At 54.3% G+C, this 20,848-nt stretch carries 15 protein-coding genes and 2 pseudogenes; 10 read left to right on the top strand and 7 right to left on the bottom strand.

The features are described from left to right. Window positions 1-66: 66 nt before the first annotated feature. Window positions 67-519 carry an SRPBCC family protein gene (locus tag ACR3EP_RS19860; protein ID WP_170352094.1) on the top strand — a complete coding sequence of 151 codons (453 nt, stop codon included), beginning with the start codon at window positions 67-69 and terminating at the stop codon, window positions 517-519. A 100-nt stretch (window positions 520-619) separates the two neighbouring features. Continuing rightward, window positions 620-724, top strand: a pseudogene (locus tag ACR3EP_RS19855) (IS5/IS1182 family transposase); the annotation flags it as partial. Between the two features lie 316 nt (window positions 725-1,040). Here the strand turns inward: ACR3EP_RS19855 and ACR3EP_RS19850 are convergent. From ACR3EP_RS19850 to ACR3EP_RS19835, 4 genes and pseudogenes are all read right to left on the bottom strand, one after another. Beyond that, window positions 1,041-2,219: an acyl-CoA dehydrogenase family protein gene (locus tag ACR3EP_RS19850; protein WP_480639158.1), complete on the bottom strand. Its 1,179-nt coding sequence runs from the start codon at window positions 2,217-2,219 to the stop codon at window positions 1,041-1,043. A 194-nt stretch (window positions 2,220-2,413) separates the two neighbouring features. Next, entirely contained in the window at window positions 2,414-3,433 is a 1,020-nt protein-coding gene (locus ACR3EP_RS19845; RefSeq protein ID WP_480639157.1) for an AraC family transcriptional regulator, read from the bottom strand. Between the two features lie 128 nt (window positions 3,434-3,561). Further along, window positions 3,562-4,347 (bottom strand): annotated as a pseudogene (locus ACR3EP_RS19840) (acetyl-CoA C-acyltransferase); the annotation flags it as partial. Further along, window positions 4,340-4,498: a hypothetical protein gene (locus tag ACR3EP_RS19835; RefSeq protein WP_480639221.1), complete on the bottom strand. Its 159-nt coding sequence runs from the start codon at window positions 4,496-4,498 to the stop codon at window positions 4,340-4,342. The pseudogene ACR3EP_RS19840 and the gene ACR3EP_RS19835, both read right to left, overlap by 8 nt. Before the next feature lie 1,755 nt (window positions 4,499-6,253). On the opposite strand from ACR3EP_RS19835, the gene ACR3EP_RS19830 reads away from it, so the two are divergent. The 7 genes from ACR3EP_RS19830 to ACR3EP_RS19800 all read left to right on the top strand — a co-directional run bounded on the left by ACR3EP_RS19830 (window position 6,254) and on the right by ACR3EP_RS19800 (window position 14,577). Continuing rightward, on the top strand, window positions 6,254-7,816 hold the full coding sequence (locus tag ACR3EP_RS19830; RefSeq protein ID WP_170379773.1) for an arylsulfatase: 1,563 nt from the start codon (window positions 6,254-6,256) through the stop codon (window positions 7,814-7,816). Window positions 7,817-7,943: 127 nt separating this feature from the next. Further along, on the top strand, window positions 7,944-8,318 hold the full coding sequence (locus ACR3EP_RS19825) for a DUF4345 domain-containing protein (protein ID WP_480639156.1): 375 nt from the start codon (window positions 7,944-7,946) through the stop codon (window positions 8,316-8,318). A 16-nt stretch (window positions 8,319-8,334) separates the two neighbouring features. Continuing rightward, window positions 8,335-9,192 (top strand): DUF302 domain-containing protein, encoded by an 858-nt coding sequence (locus tag ACR3EP_RS19820; RefSeq protein WP_480639155.1) that lies wholly within the window; start codon window positions 8,335-8,337, stop codon window positions 9,190-9,192. Window positions 9,193-10,329: 1,137 nt separating this feature from the next. Continuing rightward, the gene (locus ACR3EP_RS19815; RefSeq protein ID WP_480639154.1) at window positions 10,330-10,902 is read left to right on the top strand and encodes a TRAP transporter small permease subunit; all 573 of its coding nucleotides are present in this window, start codon (window positions 10,330-10,332) and stop codon (window positions 10,900-10,902) included. After that, complete coding sequence (locus ACR3EP_RS19810) at window positions 10,899-12,227, top strand: TRAP transporter large permease (protein WP_170350254.1); 1,329 nt, start codon at window positions 10,899-10,901, stop codon at window positions 12,225-12,227. The genes ACR3EP_RS19815 and ACR3EP_RS19810 overlap by 4 nt, the downstream gene beginning before the upstream one ends. Before the next feature lie 67 nt (window positions 12,228-12,294). Then, a complete protein-coding gene (locus ACR3EP_RS19805; protein WP_480639153.1) occupies window positions 12,295-13,332 on the top strand; it encodes a TRAP transporter substrate-binding protein in 1,038 nt (345 codons plus the stop codon). A gap of 348 nt (window positions 13,333-13,680) precedes the next feature. Beyond that, window positions 13,681-14,577 (top strand): NAD(P)-dependent oxidoreductase, encoded by an 897-nt coding sequence (locus ACR3EP_RS19800; RefSeq protein ID WP_480639152.1) that lies wholly within the window; start codon window positions 13,681-13,683, stop codon window positions 14,575-14,577. Window positions 14,578-14,713: 136 nt separating this feature from the next. On the opposite strand, the gene ACR3EP_RS19795 is transcribed toward ACR3EP_RS19800, so the two are convergent. Continuing rightward, on the bottom strand, window positions 14,714-15,580 hold the full coding sequence (locus ACR3EP_RS19795; RefSeq protein ID WP_170520250.1) for a LysR family transcriptional regulator: 867 nt from the start codon (window positions 15,578-15,580) through the stop codon (window positions 14,714-14,716). Between the two features lie 95 nt (window positions 15,581-15,675). Here ACR3EP_RS19795 and ACR3EP_RS19790 point away from each other — a divergent pair, with 95 nt between their 5' ends. Next, window positions 15,676-16,983 (top strand): aminotransferase class I/II-fold pyridoxal phosphate-dependent enzyme, encoded by a 1,308-nt coding sequence (locus ACR3EP_RS19790; RefSeq protein WP_480639151.1) that lies wholly within the window; start codon window positions 15,676-15,678, stop codon window positions 16,981-16,983. Between the two features lie 339 nt (window positions 16,984-17,322). Here the strand turns inward: ACR3EP_RS19790 and pcaF are convergent, their stop codons facing one another. Next, entirely contained in the window at window positions 17,323-18,525 is a 1,203-nt protein-coding gene (pcaF, locus tag ACR3EP_RS19785) for a 3-oxoadipyl-CoA thiolase (protein WP_480639150.1), read from the bottom strand. Window positions 18,526-18,902: 377 nt separating this feature from the next. Continuing rightward, window positions 18,903-19,691, bottom strand: a complete 789-nt coding sequence (locus tag ACR3EP_RS19780; protein WP_480639149.1) for a phage head spike fiber domain-containing protein — start codon at window positions 19,689-19,691, stop codon at window positions 18,903-18,905. Between the last annotated feature and the right edge of the window lie 1,157 nt (window positions 19,692-20,848).

Below are 20,848 nucleotides of genomic sequence, written 5' to 3'. Positions count from 1 at the left end.
CCGGAAGAGGCGACCGAGACCGCACTTCGCGTTTTCCCAAGATGCTGTTGAGTAAAGGACTCTCAAATGGAACTAAATGACGAAATCCGAATCTCTGCTCCGCGTGACGTCGTGTACCGAGCGCTAAATGATCCGGATGTGTTGCGTGAGTGCATTCCCGGTTGTGAGGAATTGATCCAGCATTCTCCCGAGCATTTGGAGGCCAAAGTTGTGCTCAAAATCGGCCCCGTCAAGGCTCGGTTCAGCGGCGAAGTGACGTTGGACAACTCCAATGCTCCGGATGAGTTTTCCCTGACTGGTGAAGGAAAAGGTGGCGCTGCGGGCTTTGCCAAAGGGGGTGCGGATGTCAATCTTAGCACGGAGGGCGAGGAAACGGTTTTATCCTATACTGCCAAGGTCACAATTGGCGGAAAAATAGCGCAATTGGGCAGCCGGTTGATTGCGGGGACTGCAAAAAAACTTTCAGCCAAGTTTTTTGACAGGTTTGGGGAAATCGTCACCGAGCAAAACGTCGGTTAGGGTCAGGACTTCGGTAACGAGGCCTTCCCAATCAAGCGGTTTTGCGCAAAATTATTGATCCGCCGAAGCGGTGTTGTCAGGTCTTTACCTGTCCTACCTGCTATGGGAGTCGATCATGGATACTTTGAATCAAAGCAGAGCCGTACCTCACAAGCTGCAAATGATCGACAGCACCGTGATCCGCGCCCATCATCCACTTCCCGGCAGGGCATTGCGGCAACAATGTCTCGAGAGGGAGGCGGCGGGTGCCAAGCCATGGCCGCGATGATAAGTTACACCTTGGCATGCACATTTTGTTGATCAGGCGCTGGCTGCATTGTTCGCACTGCGTGAACGTGCACAATTACGAAAAATGCAGTTGCAGCGAATGTCAGCAATGCGGACAAAGGGTGAATTCGCTGCGTTTGCACCAAGGTCTGCAATCTCGAGTAACCGGCCGCACGTGTGCGGCCGATCTTTCGATTTTACCGATCTGTGAGGAGATTTTCAGGTTGGTTCCGCTTCACCGGGGGGTGGGACGTTCAGCCGGTTTCACCAAATCCTTTCGGTACTGGCAGATCAGGCAAGGTAGCCGCACGTTTCTGCAAGGCCCGTCCGATGACCACGCGGCTGATTTCCGTCGTCCCGTCCACGATCCGCAGCATTTGTGCAAGACGGGACAAACGATCCAGACCATAAGGCTGCAACAGCCCCATGCCGCCCAGCACTTGCGTGCAGGTATTTGCAGCCTTCACTGCGGCATCTGGCACAAACCGTTTGGCATGGGCGGCCATCAGTGGGCCCTCGGGCGCGCCAAGGGCCTTTGCCGCCTTGCGGTACAGCAGTTTCGAGGCTTCAAGATCGGTCGCAACTTCGCCCAGCATCCACTGGATCCCGTCCAGATCGAGGTTCTTGCCACCGAACATCTTGCGGTTCTTAGAATAGGACAGCGCCGTATCCAAGGCAGCTTGCATCAATCCACAGCATCCTGACGCAATCGACACACGGGCGATATCGATTGCCATGAGTGAGCCTTGCAGGCCCTGGCCAATGGGCAGGATGATGTTGTCTTCACTCACCACGACTTTGTCCATGTACATCTCGGCAAGAGGCAGGAAGTTGTAGGACGGGGTGTCGTAGAGCGGACCAAAGCTGAGGCCCGGAGCGTCGGCGGGAATGGCGATCATCGCCATATCCTTGTGGCCAGGTGCGTCACTGGTTTTGACCACGGTGAAATAGATATCAGCCTCGGTCGCCAGGCTGACCCATGCCTTCGCACCGCTGATCGCCCATGTGCCGTCGTCATTGATCACGGCTCGCGAATACATGTTTGTGGCATCCGATCCGGATTGCGGTTCGGTCAGTGCAAAGTTCGCCAGTTTGCGGCCAGAGGTCAGATCCCGCGCCCATTTTTCCTTGAACGCATCCGTGCCATAACCGCAGCCCGCGAAGGTGCAGATGTTATGCATCGACAGGGCAAAGGCATAGGCACCATCGCCCAACCCCAGTTGTTCATAGACCTGAATGCCCTCTGCCAGTGGTAAGCCCTGACCACCAAACTCCTCGGGGGCGTAGAGCCCCGTCAGGCCAGCGGCCCCGGCCTTGTCAGACGCATCACGGGGCCACTTCTTTGCGGCGTTCCAGGCGTCCACATTGGGCAGGATGACCTGCTCGGCGTGGTCGCGTGCGGCTTGGAGTATGGTGGCGAGTTTGTCTGACATTGGTCGGTCCTTTCAGGGGCGATCATTCTCATATGACGCCATAACCCCGCAGCCACGGATGGCCAGACTGATGAGCTATGAAGGCGAAACTTCAGCTGAAAATGCTTCTCTGCAGAAAGATTTAGCGAGCCAGCCCGTTAAGCTCTATCTCGTGCGCTGACAGATAATTGTCCAAAAGTGACAAAAACGGCGCCTTACGTTTTTTTCCTGCGGTAGGAGCTTGGCCTGCTGCCGGTCCAACGCTGAAAGGCCCGATGAAAGTTGGCAGCCGAGGAAAAGCCCACATCCTGCGCAATTGCCTCAACGCTTTTGCGCCCCGCCTGCAGGTCGCGGATCGCGGTGTCGCGGCGCAGGGCGTCTTTTATGGCCTGAAACGACGTGCCATCCGCCTGCAACCTGCGGATCAGGGTGCGCGGGGTCATGTGCATTGCGGATGCTGTCTGGGTCAGGGTGGCCGCGTCCCATCCCGCTTGACCCAGATAGGTGCGCACGCGCAGCGATTGGGTGTGTTCACGCGACGAGGTGAAAATCCAGTCCCGCGGCGCGTTTTGCAAAAACCGGTCAAGGTCAGCGGTGCTGCGCGTCTGCACGGGACCCAGTGCATTCGGATCGAACGAGATTGCGGTGGCGGGCTGGCCAAACCGCAGCGATGCAGGAAAGATGATCGCGTAATCCTGATCAAAGTCCGGGCGATCAAACGCGAAATCAACGGCTTTAACCGGAACCTCATGCCCTGCCAGCCAAGACATGAGCCCGTGGGCAAGTTTGAGGATCAGCATGTGGCCAAACCGTTGTACAGGCGCATCTGTTTGCGGGTTCAGGCTCAGTGTGAGGGCGCTGTCAGCGTCATCCAGATCAAACTGATAGTCATCCAGCAGCAAGTTCCAGAAGGTCGAAAACCGGTAAAGTGCAGATGGCAAGGATGTGGCTTCGCGCACTGTCGTCAGAAGGTGTTGCAGGGCACGCGGTCGCACGGGCCTGCTCCAAAGCCCCATCATCTCATCGCCGGTCTCAACTGCAGCAAGTTGATACAGGCAAACGATCTGATCCAGCGTGACGCGACCATTCGGCGAGCGCGTATCCGCGTTCAGACCGGACCGGCTCAGCAGCGAAGCCATCTGCGCCTCTGGGCACAGGGCACGCAGCGCCGCCAGCCAGTCATCGACAAACTGGCTGGAAACCGTGGAGAGTATCGTAGGGGTGACATTGGTCATAACGCCTCAGGAGGTATCACCAATTCCGGTCGACATGAAACGCAGGCTTGCAGATAGCGGCCTTCGCAGATGACAGAATGTCAGTGTCTCAACCAGATAACGCTCTGCGTGAACTCATTTCAGTGGGGTCAGGCGACTTCGAACAACGCTGCGGCCCCCATGCCTCCGCCAACACACATGGAGGTCACCACGTATTTTACGCCACGACGCCTCCCCTCAAGCAGAGCGTGCCCGACTTGTCTCGCACCTGTCATGCCGTAGGGGTGGCCAATCGATATCGCACCGCCGTTCACGTTGTAGATTTCGGGATCAATCCCAAGGTGGTCGCGGCAATAGAGAACCTGGCAGGCAAAGGCTTCGTTAAGCTCCCAAAGGCCGATGTCTTCGATGCGAAGACCTGCATTCTTAAGCAGCTTTGGAATGGCATAGATCGGGCCGACCCCCATCTCTTCCGGTGCGTTTCCTGCAACAGCCATGCCGCGATAGATACCTAGCGGTGTGAGACCCTTTTGCTCAGCCATTTTGCCTTCCATGAGCACACAAGCCGAGGCCCCGTCAGAAAGCTGGCTTGCGTTTCCGGCAGTAATCAGTCCTCCTTCGACAACCGGGTTCAATGCCCCGAGTGTTCCGACCGTCGTGCCCGGCCGGTTGCCTTCGTCTTTTGACAAGGTCATCTCTTCCAGGGTTTCCTCCCCGGTTTCGCGGTTCTTGACCCGCTTAATCGCAGTGATCGGGACGATCTCGTCATCAAAGGCGCCAGCGGCCTGAGCCCGGGCCGTCCGGTCTTGCGAAAGTGCAGCGTATTCATCCTGCACCTCGCGGCTGACCCCATAGGTCCGTGCCACATTTTCCGCCGTCATCAGCATCGGCATATAGGCATGTTCAGATTGGTCGATAACGTTTGGATCATTTGCGTTGCCGCTTCCAGCCTGGCAATCCGTGGCAGCCTTTGGGTGCCCCGGCGCCTAGCAGCAGCGCCAGCTTGATCTCGGGCAGCCCCATCAATGCATCCGGCGTGGCGACACGGTAATCACAGGCGAGTGCGATCTCCAGCGCGCCGCCCATCGCGGGACCTGCTATCGCGGCGATAATGGGTTTCTTGCTGGTTTTAATCGTTACACAAATGTCTGGCAGGTCCGGCTTGTCCCAACCAGCCATATGTACCCGTCAAAAACGCAAACAGGTAAAGGGCAGCGAATACGATGGTGGTTATTCTACAAACCAAGTCGAGCTTTACACAGAGCGAGTCAGTGCTGCGCAACCGTACTCAGCTACGCACCAAACTGGTTACAGAGCGCCTTCGTCGCCAAGGAACTCGATACCAGCTGTCGCGCCATCACTGTAAGCAATACAATTCCAAGGAGCACGGTCTTCGCCAACGCCGACGGTTACTTGTGTTCCCGCCTCGCTAAACGCAGACGACAGCACCACGACTTGCGAATTGTTCGTCGTATTGGCGACATCTCGCAGACATGCCTGCTGGGCAGGAGTCAGTTCTGAGGACGCAGTAGAGCTGCCAGTATCTTCACATGCTGCAACGGTTAGAGACCCAATTAGTACAGCTGTGGGGGTCATAAATCTCTTCATTTTTTTTTCCCTCGTTGGTTCTGCCTAACATTTGGTCAAAGATGCACTACAAAATCAACTATTCGATTGTGTCGACATTTCTGCGCGATAGCGGGCGCTAAACGGGAATGATCTCTTTCGATGGCAAGAGTCTTTCGGGCGGCAGGTCCATTCAAGCTTCCGTTTTGGGCACGATGCATGCCGTAGCTGAAGCACTCTAGAATGACGATAACGCGGGACTAAGCCGCCTTTTACACGGCCGTCAATTTAAGCCGGAAAACCTCGTCTCATGATCAGAGCTTTTTGCATTTACTAACTTTCTGAACGGTGTTGTGAATTTTGGCGTAAAATCACAAGCCGTTTTGCGGAATATCTTTATATCGGCTGTGTTCCTGCGCGGGCGTAAAGTCCCGAACAGACAAATAGACTGGTCTGTCCCATGACCAGACTATCCCCGCGTTGCCAATCATCCCAGATTAGGGTGACGCGGGGAACTTTAAATCCAAGCGGCGGTCCTTGCCGTATTGAGCTTAACCCAATCCAATAGTGATTTGTGAGGGGGTAACGAGTTACGGCCTCGCCATTGTGCGGGGCCTTTTTTGTTGAAGGTAAAAAAGGCCAGCTTCACAATGCGGATCCACTCACACACTTGCATTGCGAAGCTGGCAAACAACTCTCCTACAGGGGGATGGTTAGTAGGAGGTGGCAGCACAATTATGGGACTGTGCAAGGCGAAATAACTACAGAATGACAGGATGCGCTAGGCGTTCATCGGTATAGGTTGGGTATCCGAAAGTATAGTTACACTCGACCAAGCTTAATCTGCGGTGCCAGCTTCGAAACACCCTCTCCGCACGGTGCAAAAAAGCTATACACCAGAACTTTCGGAAGGAGATGCCCGCCGGAGACGGCGGCATAGATAGGATATCTGACGTATTTTATGAAAACTGGAAGCGCCCAAAGCAGCTGGATACCCATTTTTTTCGGTTTTTCCGAGAGTTTACTACTGATGGCTTGGCCTAACTCACAATTCTGGCTCTTTTGGTAGGCGCCAAACTTGACACAAAAGGAAGGTCTGTATTGGGCTCGAACCCGTTGTTCGCTAAATCGCGACGAGTGTATGTTTGCAGACTTTGCGGCCGAAGATGTTTTAACACAAGATATGTTTGGCCTGAAAAGTTAACGAATTAAACTGTTCCTCCAAGCCGATGTTTTTCCTATCGTTGGTGAGAAACAGCGTATCGGGAGGTCTTAATGAACAAGCTTGTCTCAGCAGTGGGCGCGGTTTGCTTTGCTTTCACTGGAGCTTGGGCCGACGAGCATACCCCGCCCAACATTCTTGTCATCATGGCAGATGACGTGGGTTGGGCGAGCGTCGGCGTTTACCACGGAGGTGTCAAAAGCATCGAGACGCCGAACTTGGATCGCCTCTCGTCTGAGGGCGCTCGTCTCACAGATTATTATGCCGAGCCAAGTTGTACTGCCGGTCGATCAGCTTTCATGACCGGACAGTTACCTATTCGGACTGGCATGCACACGGTAGGGTTGCCGGGGGATCCGATAGGGTTAAACCCAGATGATCCGACGCTTCCGATGTTCTTGAAAAAGTTGGGATACACGACGGGGCAGTTTGGTAAGAACCACTTGGGCGATCTCAACGAGTTCCTACCGACTACAAAAGGTTTCGACGAGTATTGGGGCTGGCTCTATCACTTGAATGCCATGGAATATACGTCTGATCCGGATTGGCCAGACGACCCAGAATTCAACGCGCAATTCGCGCCGCGCAACATCATTCATTCTTTTGCTACAGACGAGGAGGACGAAACAGTCGATCCGCGTTTTGGAAAAGTCGGGAAGCAGCGCATCATTGATGACGGACCTGCGCCGCCGGAACGCCAAAAGACTTTGGATGACGAAGTGACATCTTACACGAAGGACTTCATTTCTCGTGCAGTTGAGTCGGACACTCCGTTTTTTGTCTGGATGGCTCCAGCCCGTGCACACGTCTGGACCCACCTTAGCCCCGAATACGAAGCTATGTTGGGCAATGGGCGCGGACTTCAGGATGTTGTCATGAAGGAGTTGGATAACAACGTTGGTAACGTTCTCAGCCACCTTGAAGATCTGGGAGTCGCCGATAATACCATAGTGATGTTCACTGCCGACAATGGCCCGGAAACACTGACGTGGCCTGATGGTGGTACGACACCGTTTCATGGGGAAAAGGGTACTACCTGGGAAGGTGGCTTTAGAGTTCCTGCGATTATTCGCTGGCCGGGCAAAATTCCTGAAGGTCAAGTCTTGAACGGCATCTTCAGCGGAATGGACTGGATGCCAACATTTGTAGCTGCGGCTGGAGGTCCGACAGATCTAAGAGAAAAGCTCCTAGAGGGATATGAAGGCTATAAAGTGCATCTCGATGGCTACAACCAACTATCTTACCTGACAGGTGAGGATGAAGAGAGCAATCGCCGCGAGCTGATTTACTATCAGGGTACGGACCTCCAAGCAGTACGCTACAACGATTGGAAAGCGCATTTTGTCGTTCAAAACCACGGCTGGTCAGGCCCGAAGGAAGAGTTGGTCGCCCCGTTACTCTTCAACCTTCGCCGCGATCCTTACGAGAAAGCAGCGGAGGAAAGCGGAATGTACGTCCGCTGGATGGGTGAGAAAATGTGGGCATTCGGCCCGGCCGCCCGACTAGTGCAGGCACATCTCGCTACCTTCGAGGAGTTCCCTCCGCGCGGGAAGCCGGTCGCCAATCAAGACCATGTTGAAGAACAGACATCAACCGAAGGTGGCATCTCTCAGTAGAGGAAGCGAGGCAACCAATACGCCTTTCTCACTGCGGCGTGGGCATCCGGCTCGGATCATCGGATGCCCCAGAAAACCGATTAGGAATTTTGCAAAAAAGCGAAACCTCTACGAGAAGGAGTCCTCCATGAGTGTTAGATTAGTCCTAATGCTTGCGGCCGTTGGCCTCGTGCCAATCGCGTTATCATACGGTCTGATACCCGGCAGTTCGATCCCAGCTTTGCTGGGATTTCCGGTGGAAGGGACCAACCAAACCCACGTGTTCCGCGCGATTATGGGTCTTTACCTGGCAAACGCGTTGTTTTGGTTGGCGGCCGCTTCGAAACCAGAATTACAACACCCCGCGCTGTGGGTTCTTTTTTTGTTTATGTCGGGACTGGCCGTTGGACGCATGCTAAGCATTCTTATCGATGGAGTTCCAAACGGGTTACTTCTATTTTATCTTGCGGCCGAGATAGCTTTTGCAGCTCTGGCGGCGGTTTCCCTGAGAAAAGTACAATGAAACAGGAAGTGTCAAAGTGCTGAGGTTTTTCTTTGTTCTCTCGATGATTACAACTGCGTCGGTTTCGACATCCGGTCTGGCACAATCGTCATCTGTCCAGACTGCGGTGGACAAAAATTTTTTAGAGCTTGAGACTGCCGTTGACGAGGCGGGGCCTACTCCAATTGCATCGATAGACCACTCGCGTCTGGCTAAAGCCGAAGGCGTAGAAATGCCCGCGTCTCGTGTGCTCATTTTCTCTGATCCTGAGATAAACACACCCATTCTGAAAGAGACCGTGCGAGCAGGTTTGGACCTTCCTTTTCGCGTTCTTTCCTACGATCAGGATGATCGCCCGCAGATTACCTACACGGACTCCCAGTTTCTCAAAATCCGGCATGGGCTCACGGACGCGTCTTCGGTGCGTGTATTTCAGAGCAAGATGCTCGAAGTTCTAAACGACTTGGATGCAACACCAGCGCCGACCAACGGGTTGTTTGCCGACTATGGGGTCATCGAACTGCGATCTCAGCTCAGCGTACCAGAGGCAGTCGAACGTCTCAGAACAGCTGTGATGGGACAGGACGATACTGTCTGGTTTGGGGAAATCGATTTTGCGACCGAAGCATCCCAACTAGGGGTGGAACTGCCGGATGCAGTTCTCTTACTGTTCGGCGGACCAGCGCCCGGTGGCGTAGCTATGGCGGGCTTTCCGGCAATTGGTTTGGATGCCTTTTGCCAAAAACTTTTGGTTTACGCGAATGAAGAAGGCGGCTCCGTAGTCATTTTCAATGACATCGCTGCCCTCGCGGAGTTGCACTACGGTTTTTCAGCCGAACCTCATCACGGATTGAACAAACGGCTTACCGCAACATTTCGCACGGCAATTGAGTAGCCGCTGTTTGGAAAACGCACTAGAAACCCGTTACCGATTGGCCATCTTTTCGTCGTCCGCTTTGGGGCTCAGTGCAGTCGTTCTCCGCGCGTTAAATGAAGGACTGCTTTTTTTTTGTTTGGTTAGAAAATCTCGGATTCTGGAGCCTCAAAAATTGAAAACTCTAAGTAGCTGATTTTGTTGGAGCCGCAGTCTCACCATTAAGGTGATCCGACAAGAATTGTCGGAGTACGTAAATAATGGGACTGAATTATTGAGACTCGCCTGCCATTGAATTCAACACCTTGAGATTTTTGCGCTTTGAGAGTGTTTCGACGGTTCAAGCGCTTCAATTCGACGTAAAATAGTAAGCCAATGAGCCTCTTCGCAACCTGGAAACCGGCGCAGTGTGTGTTACTTGGGCGTGATTGATCAGCAGAATATCCTGCCTCAGCGTTCGGCCCAGAGCCGACCTCCAGCCGCCAACCGAGATGCTGCGGTCGCAGCTCGCTTTACCGCCATTCGCTGCACTAGCGAAAAAGGAGGCCTGTCGAACTCTCGAACTGCAGGCACTGCTGCAACTGGTATTATCTGATGAACATTCATTTAGGTAAGGATGGGCCGCGCAGCGATTTGTCGATAGCTATAACTGTTACTCGGCAAGAAGATACAACTTCAATTGCAGGCGCCCCCAGGACGTCACAAAATCACTAAGGACCTTAGGCATCTCATCGGGAAGATTGTTAGCCTCCCCAGGTTCGGTTTCGATCTCAAATAAAGGTCGTATTTGAATGAAATGTTAAGTTACGCTCCTTCGCGCCTAATTCTCTGTTTTTGTCGCTCTGAAAGGTTTGTTCTCACACAAAAAAGTGCATCCATCGAAATGAGAAAGTAGCAAGTAAGGGCGACTTGCAACAATAGGTTTGCCATGAAGCTCTAGAACCATCACCTTAATCAGCCAATTATGCCTGGTACCAACTTGACAGCTATCCGACATGTCGCTCTGATGAAGAGGGAAAGTATTGGGGTAGAGCTCAACATGCGTGAATTTTATAGCGGTTTTCCGCGCGAATGCGGGATGTTAGTTCTTAGTCGCTCGGAGAAGTTTTCGCTCTACGCCGGCTCACATGACAAATCACATTATGTAAAGGCGGCTTCGTGACAGGTGTGATGAAGGCCTATGTCAGATTTGTGGACCGTGCCAACAGGACGATTGGGCGGGTCATCATGTATGGCATTTTTCTAATGATGGCGATCCTGCTGTATTCCTCTGTTTCCAAGACCTTCTTTGTCCCCTCGCTCTGGACCCTTGAAATGGCACAGTTTGCCATGGTCGCTTACTACATCCTTGGCGGTCCTTATGCGATGCAGATGGGTGCGAATGTCCGGATGGACCTGCTGTATGGAGAATGGACAGACCGCCGAAAAAGCCAGGTTGACGTGCTGACGGTGCTTTTTCTGATCGTGTATCTGGCGTTTTTATTTTGGGGAGGCTGGGACAGTTTGATGTACTCGTTCCAATATGGCGGCGAGAGGTCCTCGTCCGCGTGGCGCCCCTATATCTGGCCCATCAAAACGATCATGGTGGTTGGCATTCTGCTGATGCTGTTGCAGTCAATCTCGGAACTGTTCAAAGACATCTTGCGGTTGCGAGGACATGATATGGGTCCGAAAGATGATGAACCGGTGCATATGGCCCCCGAAGACCTTGAAGGGGGACACCGCGGGTGAGCTATGAATTGATAGCCGCGCTCATGTTCTCGACCATGATGCTGATGCTGTTAACCGGGCAGCGTGTATTCGGGGCTATCGGGTTCGTAGCAGTGATTGCCGCCTTTTTCCTGTGGGGCGACAGGGGGGGCTATGATCTGGGGTTTGCGGCAGCGATCAAGGTCATGCGCTGGTACCCCCTGCTTACGCTGCCGATGTTCATTTTCATGGGATACGTTTTGTCGGAATCCCGGATCGCGGATGACCTGTATCGTATGTTCCATGTCTGGATGGGCGGTCTTTCCGGCGGGCTGGCTATAGGCACAATCGGTCTGATGGTTCTGATCTCAGCCATGAACGGATTGTCCGTTGCAGGTATGGCGATTGGAGCGACAATTGCTCTGCCCGAATTGCTGCGCCGGAACTATGACAAGCGTATGGTGACGGGGGTCATACAGGCCGGTTCATCCTTGGGAATTCTCGTGCCGCCTTCCGTTGTGTTGGTCCTTTACGCCATGATTGCCCGTCAACCGGTCGGGCAGCTTTGGCTGGCAGGTGTTATTCCCGGTTTGATGATGGCCACGCTGTTCATCATCTACATCGCCATCCGCTGTCGCCTGAACCCATCGCTCGGCCCTGTGATGAGCGCCGAAGAACGCGCGCAGGTCACCTGGAGCGAAAAACTCCGCCTGCTGGGGGCTGGTCTGCTGCCCATAGGCATCTTTGCGGTGATGATGGTGCCCTTCGTGAATGGCTGGACCTCACTGGTCGAAAGCTCGGCCTTGGGGGCAATCGCGGCCTTGATGGCGGCGGTTCTGAAACGCCGCATGACGTGGCAGGTCTTTGAGACCTCGATCAAACAGACGCTTGGAATTACCTGCATGTTCATGTGGATCATCCTTGCTGCCCTTGCCTTCGGCGCAGTTTTTGACGGGCTGGGCGCGGTCAAGGCGATCGAAAACCTGTTTACGGTGCAGCTGGGCCTGAACCCGTGGATTATCCTGATCCTGATGCAGCTCAGCTTTCTGGTTATGGGTACGTTTCTGGATGACACCGCCATGCTGGTCATCGTCGCTCCGTTATACGTGCCGCTGGTCGGTGCGCTGGGGTTTGATCTGATATGGTACGGTGTCCTCTACACGATCACATGTCAGATCGCCTATATGACTCCGCCTTTTGGGTACAACCTGTTTTTGATGCGGGCCATGGCCCCACCAGAGGTGACGATTGGAGATATTTACAGGTCCATCATACCGTTTGTGGCAGTGATGGCATTGGCTTTGGGATTGGTGATGGCCTTCCCAGACATCGCATTGTGGCTTCCGGGCATCGTCTACGGAAACTGAGCACGTAAAGAACGAGAAACCGGGTTAATCGGATCAAGTTCAATGAAAAGCACAGGAGAGGAAGACCATGACTACAAGACGTAGATTTTTGCGGACCGCCGCTTTGGCCGCGCCCGCGACGCTTGCTGCACCGGCTATTGTAAAGGCGCAGGCCCCCATCAAATGGCGGTTCCAGACCTATGCCGGAGGCGCGTTGGGCGAGCATGTGACCAAGCCTGCAATTGACTACATCAACGCCAATGCCAACGGCGAGCTGGAAATCGAGCTGTTCTTCGCAGATCAGATTGTGCCCACGGGCGAGCTGTTCCAAGCGCTTCAGCGCGGAACAATCGACGGGGTTCATTCGGACGATGACTCAATGGCGTCACCGACACCGCTTCGCGTCTTTGGCGGGTACTTCCCCTTCGCGACAAAGCACATTCTCGACGTGCCGGTTTTGTTCAATCAATACGGGTTGGCGGACATTTGGCGCGACGAGTATGCCAAAGTTGGCGTTCAGTGGTTGTCTGCTGCCGGGCAGGACCCGTGCAACTTCAACACAAAGAAGGAAATTACATCGGTTGCTGATCTGGATGGGCTAAAACTATATACCTTCCCAACCGCTGGTCGGTTCCTCGCCAAGTTTGGCGTCGTGCCGGTGAACATTCCCTACGAAGACGCAGAAGTCGCCGTACAGACCGGAGAATTGGACGGCATGGCGTGGTCTGGCATTACCGAGGATTACACGGTTGGTTGGGCCGATGTGACGGACTATTTCCTGACCAACAACATCTCGGGTGCGTGGATCGGCTCTTGGTTTGCAAACCAGGAGCGTTGGGCTGAGCTACCGGATCACCTGAAATCCGTCGTGATGGCAGGTATCGAAGCAGGTCACACCTATCGCAATCAATGGTATTGGGGCGGAGAAGCGGCACTGCGCGCAAATGGTGATAAGCTGGAATTGCGATCAGTGCCTGCGTCCGAATGGGCCGAGGTCGAGAATGCAGCCAAAGAGTTCTGGGAAGAAATTGCCCAGGAAGGCGAAGTGCATGAGAGAATCGTTGGAATTTTCCGAGAATACAACAGTGTGATCAACCAAGCCGGTGCGCCGTACAACTTTGAGTGATACGCTTAGAAGTGGCCTCTGACAGGGGCCACTTCAAATTCCTTTTTTAGTATTGTGGCAGCCAGATTAAGTCTCGGAGCATTTTCTAAGTGAAGGCGTTGCCAGGCAAGTTGCAATCAGTGTCAGTCAGGCCAGTAGAATTGTCTAAAATGCCGCGCCGAGTTTTCACCACTCGGCGAGAGAGCGGTAGTGAGTGCCTGACCATCGGTCAATGGTGATGCGACTGTGAAGCACCCGTTTCCCAAAAGACCTGTTCAGAAAACCTTAGTATAGCGAGCCGTTTTCCAAGTACGGTGATCTGATTGGTCGCCCCGTTGGCATTTCGGCGAGACAAAACCGCGCCGTTGTTTGCAATTGGTTATTTGGGAGGAGTTCAGCATGACGGACATTTCAGTAATAGGTCTTGGGTCCATGGGTAAGGCGCTTGCCCGAGCTCAAATGAAAGCAGGCCGATCTGTAACTGTTTGGAATAGGACACCCGAGAAAGCGACCGCTCTTGGTTCCGAAGGAGCAACTGTGGCGGCCACTGTTTCTGAGGCGATATCTGCCAGTCCTGTAACAATTACCTGCGTAAAATCGCACCCGCAGACAATAGAACTCTTGTCCAATGCGGCAAATTCGCTGCCCAACAAGACCATAATCGAACTCTCAACTGGAGGCGCAAAGGATGCTGAAGACTTAGCGCAACTCGTGGATAACGCTGGCGCCTCGTGGATGGTTGGCATCATCAATGCTTATCCGCATATGATCGGAGATAAGGATACCGTCCTGTCGGTCGTTGGAACCGAAGAACAGTGGAAGATCCACGGTCCAATCATTAGAAATTTGGGCGGAAGCTCTGTCCATGTGGGTGACCAAGCCGGAATGCTGGCTGCACTCTTTGCGGGACTTTTTACAGTTCGCCAAGGTTTCATGTGGGGAATGATTTACGGAGCGCTGGCAGCGAAGAAAGCAGGTATCCCGATGCAAACCTTCTCTGATCTTGTGCCCATATCTATGGGAATGATGAAACCCTATTACGACTACTTTGCCGCGACAGCGCCTCAAGCCACCTATGACAACCCACCAGCTTCGATGAGTACTTACGCCGCAGCTTTGGAAGATGTTCTCGCTAGTTTTGAGGCTCTTGGCGCCCGGGATGAATTGCCCCGACTGTTTGTTGAGATGGCGCAATTGGGTATGGATCAAGGGCTTGAAGACAAGGCTCTCACTGCGATAATAGACGTCCTTGCGCAAAAGCATTAAATTATCACAACTATAGAGCAAACCGCGATTTCTGCTTTGGGCTCTTCTTCCTCTTGGGACACATCGCAGAGAAAGGCCGGTGCGAGCCCAAACCTACGAAATGCTGCACCACGCTCGAATGGTGCCCTGGGAACTTCTAGTAGAGCAGCGAAACGACTTGATCGGTTTCGGGTCTTCGCCTCGAATCTTCGGGCAGTCGAGCGCACAAATGACGCCCCGTATGGCAGGTACGCTCGCTGGTACGTTTCAGCGAACCGTTCGCGAGCGCTTCTTCGATCAGGCACAGATGCCCGATCAAGACGCCGGCACCGGCTTTGGCCTCTTCCACGGCAAGGCTGTAGAGGGAAAACTTCGGACCGTGTATCGGATCGTTTGTGGGCGTGGATGTCGCCTTTGACCAAACGGCCCAGTCATCTGCCCATGTCTGGTCGTGCAGAAGCGTCGTTGTCTCGAAGTCTACGACCCGTTCAAGAAGCGCGGGTGCGCACACCGGTACAATCTCATCGGCACAAATTGGGACCTGATCGGGGGATTCATCGGGCACATCGAAGAAAATCGCCAAATCGAACAGTTCTCTCGACAGGCTCGGCGGGGTTTCCATGGCGGTGACCGAGAAGTTGATCATGGGCAATTGCGCTCTGACCTTGCTCAGTCTTTTCGGCAACCAAAGCTGAGCGACGGAAGGAAGGGCTGCGATGTGAAAATCCACGTCCGGACCAAGGTTGCGCAAGGCGCGCGTTGCATCCGCCAACGCGTCAAAGGCAGATGTGAACCTTGAGACCAGCGATGCTCCGGCCTTCGTCAACTCCACCCCTTGGGCGTTACGGCGAAAGAGTGACATGCCTGCCCAATCTTCCAACGTCTTGATATGCTGAGAGATCGCACCGGGAGTGACGCAAAGCTCATCCGCAGCCGCAACAAAACTCACATGTCGCGCAGCAGCTTCAAATGCCCGCATGGCGTTCAGCGGTGGGCCCTTCGGGCGTTTGGGGGCGACGCTCATTTCTTAGCCTTAGTTTTTCTACGCCCAGAAATAGCAAATCTGCTTTGCGCTGTCACGCTCAAGGCGCCAGATTGGTGCAAACAGGAGGATGGCGTATGACACTTGCACAACGAAACTGGGTTCCCATAACGAGTGAAACTCTGGTTCAGGACATTGCCAACATGGCTGCGTCCACGTCCTCGGCCGATCTTCTGGCCCGGGTTAGGACACTCGCTGAGCGGAACCGTGTGATCCACGAGGAAGATTGCTTCAACCTCAATCCGGCGACCAATGTTATGAACCCCAAGGCAGAGGCGCTCTTGTCGTCAGGTATCGGATCGCGTCCGTCCTTGGGCTATCCCGGTGACAAGTATGAAATGGGATTGGAGGCGATCGAAGAAATCGAGGTTATCACCGCCCAGCTTTGCGCAGAGGTGTTCGATGCCAGTTTCGCAGAGGTCCGCGTGCCCTCTGGCGCGATTGCCAACCTGTATGGCTTCATGGCGACCTGCAAACCGGGTGACACGATTATCGCTCCGCCCGCGTCGATTGGCGGGCATGTGACGCACCATATCGCGGGCTGTGCGGGGCTTTATGGCCTGCGCACGGTCGAGGCTCCCGTAAACAAGGATGGCTACACGGTCGATCTGGATCAGCTTCGCGCATTGGCCCTGGCCGAACGACCCAAGCTGATCACCATCGGCGGCAGTCTGAACCTGTTTGAACATCCTGTGGCCGACATTCGTACCATCGCGGACGAAGTCGGCGCTAAGGTCATGTTCGACGCTGCCCACCAATGCGGGATCATAGCCGGGCGGGCGTGGTCGAACCCGCTGAAGGAAGGCGCGCATTTCATGACGATGAGCACCTACAAAAGCCTTGGGGGACCGGCCGGGGGACTGATCGTCACCAACGATGCCGAGATCGCAAAGGCGCTGGATGCCATCGCGTTCCCCGGGATGACTGCCAACTTCGATGCTGCGAAGACGGCCGCTCTTGCGGTGACCATGCTGGATTGGAGGGACTTTGGGAAAGCCTATGCCAGGGGGATGATCGCAATGTCGCAAGCATTGGCGACCGCATTGGACACAGAGGGCGTTCCGGTCTTTGCTGGGGCCGAAGGCTTTACGAACTCCCACCAGTTCGCCGTATTGGCCGAACCCTTTGGAGGCGGTCAGGCGGCGTCGAAAAAGCTGCGCCCGAATGGGTTTCTAGCTTGCGGCATCGGACTGCCATTGGCCGTGGTTGACGGCGATATGAACGGATTGCGCATTGGCACGCCAGAACTGGTCCGTTGGGGCATTACGACGGCCGATGCAGGTCAGCTTGCCGCGCTAATTAAACGCGGTCTCAACGGCGAAAATGTTGGAGAAGAGGTGGCGTCTTGGAGGCGAAACTTTGACACTCTCTGCTTTGTTCACTGAGACAGAAAGCGGACATTTGTGCATTCTTGGCGAACGTCAAGAAAGTTCGCGTCTCGTTGGTCCGATCGGCTTGCGGCGAATGCTTTTGGTTACATTCCTTCCGGAATTGTCACTGTTCCTCCCGAAGATGCTTATGGGCATCCAATAGTGACGCAATAATCTGGAAGCTGGTTGCGCCGGAGTCGAAAGGCTCCGGCGCTATTCTATTTTGAAACATCTATTTAGTGTTGGATCGCCCCAAGGTTGAGGCAAAGGAGTTACGCACCGGACACCTGCATTGAAATCTCTATCGGCCAGTTTTTTCTGCGTCCTCAGCTCTACCGAGCTTTCGTAAATCGATCAGACGGCTTCCAGCGCGATGGCGATACCCTGACCAACACCAACGCACATGGTGGCCAGCGCGCGTTTGTGGCCACCCAACGACAGCTCCAGTGCCGCCGTTCCAGCGATCCGGGCCCCGGTCATGCCCAGCGGGTGCCCCAGAGCAATGGCCCCGCCATTTGGATTCACATGCGCGCTATCCTCGGCCAGACCTAGGCCGCGCAGAACTGCGATACCTTGCGCGGCAAAAGCCTCATTCAGTTCAACCACGTCGAAGTCTTCGGGTTTCAGGCCCAAACGGGCGCACAGCTTTTGCGTGGCCGGGATCGGACCGATACCCATAATCCGAGGTGCCACACCCGCCGACGCCCCGCTAACAATGCGGGCCATCGGGGTCAGTCCGTATGTCCTGGCGGCATCAGCCGAGGCGATGATCAGCGCGGCAGCCCCGTCATTGACGCCCGAGGCATTGCCAGCCGTGACTGTTCCGCCATTACGGAAAGGCGCGGGCAGGTTGGTCAATTTTTCCAGCGTCGTGCTGCGGGGATGCTCATCGGTTGCAAACAGAACTGGATCGCCTTTTCGCTGCGGCAGTTCGACCGGAGTAATTTCCTGTGCCAGCCGACCCGACGCGATAGCTTTGGCCGCGCGCTCTTGACTGCGAAGCGCGAATGCGTCCTGCGCGTCACGCGTCACATTGAAATCCTCGGCGACGTTCTCAGCAGTTTCCGGCATGGAGTCGACACCGTACTGTGACTTGATCACCGGGTTGATAAAGCGCCAGCCAATGGTGGTGTCATAAACAGCATTCGCTCGTGAAAAGGCGCTTTCGGCCTTGGGCATAACAAAGGGTGCGCGCGACATGCTCTCAACCCCGCCAGCGACCACCAGGTCGGCATCACCACAGCGGATCGCCCGCGCGGCGTTGATCACAGCATCCATACCGGACCCACACAGGCGGTTAATGGTCGTACCGGGGACAGCCACAGGCATGCCCGCAAGCAGCAATGACATGCGCGCCACGTTGCGATTGTCTTCACCGGCCTGGTTGGCGCAACCGAATATCACGTCATCGACAGCATCCCAGTCAACGCGTGGATTGCGCGCCATCAAGGCACGTATAGGAACCGCGCCCAAATCGTCAGGGCGTACCGGGGCCAGAGTACCACCAAAACGGCCGATCGGCGTTCGTATGTAATCGCAGATATAGGCTTCAGTCATTGAGTTCACTTTCCTGCATGAGCCGTGGCGACATGGGAAAAGGGTCGTTCGAAACGTAGGCTCGAGAGTATTTAAAAACAGTTTGAAAAAAATGGGAAATCCGAAATTTAACTTGTCCAGAATTTTGGACTGGTCATTCGATTACATAGACCGTTGGCGCGGCCGTCTGACATTCGGCTGCACTTGTCTTGTTTCGGCCGGCAAACAAGAGCGCTGACCGATCCCAGACCTGGCCAATCAGCGGACAGCAATTCGCCCAACCATGGCCCGAGCTTAAACCCGCGCATTGGTTTCGGTTTGGCGGAATACCTCCTGCGGTCAACCGCAAGAGGCGATTTCTTAGCAAAACCACTCATCGAAGAGTACCAGTTTGGGCTTTAACTCCTGACCGCCGCCCTCAGCTCAAGAAATTTCCGCAATTGCTCGGTTTCCGGTCCTGACAACGCGCGCCCAATTGCGCCATAGGCATAAAGAGACGCACCACCCGGCACCACCCTGTTACCCGCCCCGATAAGCTGGCCGCCACGGATCGTGACCCCGTTCTCATCTGCCCAAAATTCAGTGACGTCCGATCCCAGGTCAGGGAACTCAACGACAAGTTCGTCGTCAATTTGATCATTCGAAAGATACCAGAAAGCGCGCTGTCCAGATTCAGTGACGTCATACTGATTGATACGGTTCTGGTACGGTGTCGGTGCGGACCCGATTTCAAGCTGAGCCTGTGCAAGCAGAATGCCCTTCACACCATTCCCCAGAACATCGACCCCCATTTCCTCTCGGGGTCGAAGATAAAGGTTTTTATTGCCCGTGCCGCTGTAGTCCAATTGTGTGGATACCCGGAAAAGGCCGCTGCCAAGGCGTTCAACATAAGCTGAACCGGACAGGATTGCGCCCGTCGTCAAATCGACTTCGAAGGCCCCGCGCGACGCAGCAAACCCGTCGCCACCGGTAAAGTGCAGGATTGGATATTCCGCCGCCGTGGCGACAACAGAGAATGTAACAGTCTGTGTGGCTAGGAGAGCCGAAGGCAGGGCAACAAATGTCAGACCACTTTGGCCGACCCTCGCCGCCAGTTTCACCATCTCTATTTCTGGCGTTCCCAGTGCAGTCGCAGTAAGAGATCCAGCACTATCGTTCCACCCTGCAAAACTCGCAGAGTTGTCCATCAAGTTCCTGATCCCACTCATCGGGTGCCGGGCAAGAAAAGGGCGCCGGTCGTCATTAAATTTCTGCGCGGCGTGGTATCCGGGAATGCTACGGGCCGCTATATCAGTAATGGTTATATCCGTCGGTCCCGATCGCCGTTTGATGCTAAGGTATTCTACCTTAGATTGTATAATAACGCTGTGCCGACCTATTGTGGTAGGCAAGGGCGGGTTTCCCGTCACACCGCTGATAGACAGGCCTCCAAAGCCATATGCGGTCACTGTATATTCTAGTCGGTACCATTCTCCGACCGTTAAAATATTAGTCTGCACGACGTTTGAATACGACCCATCGGGTGAGTGGATGCGTACTTGTCCGTTTGAAGTGGTTGCATCACCGTTCGTATTCCAATGAGCCTCACCATCGTTTAACCCCCCGTCCGTGACAGCGTCAGTGCCAGGTCTAAGATCGTTCGATTTATCCAGCATCAACCCCACCGGTTGACCCGGACCCAGTATGGGCATCGTCCCTGCCCAGTTCTGAAACAGTGAGCGCATATCGGCGGGGTCGAGCCAAAGCGACGGGTTCAAGTTTTTAATACCGCCAGGACCATTGCGCGTCGCCAATGATGTGATGGAAAGGCCAAGATTAATCATTATTAACAACCCCTTTCACTTCATCGGTTGTTTGATGCCTGGGTTGATTGACAAAGGCTGGTTCAGCCTTGCTGGCAATTACTGCGCGGGACATTCTGTTGATCTCCAACTTATTGGATTGGTGCGACTTCATTGGATGAGATGCCAATTTGCCCTCAGATTTCCGTAGCTGCGTGTTCAGAAACCCGGGCTTTGCGGGTACTCATTCTCACTTGGGCATGACGTTAGCATTCAGTCATGGGTTGAGATTTGATCGTTCTTCACCCGGAATAATTTTCTAAGATTATTGATTTTTAATTAGGCGACCGTACGGGTTGATCGGAAGTCATGCGCCCATAGTCAGATAAGGGGGAAGTGGCTGGAAGCCTGGTTTGAACCGACCCAAACAGCAGTCATGAAATGCAGGGGCAAGGTGGTTTTCACCGCGGCTTTTTGAACCGGCAGTTTGGCATACGGGCGGGCCTTTATTTATGCCCTGGAACCTTGTAGAGAGCGGCTTCAAACGCGTTTCGCGTGTATCC

It is taken from the genome of Ruegeria sp. BB10 (assembly GCF_056535725.1).
Note: the sequence above shows the minus strand (reverse complement) of the source record. Positions and strands in the feature narration are given on the sequence as shown.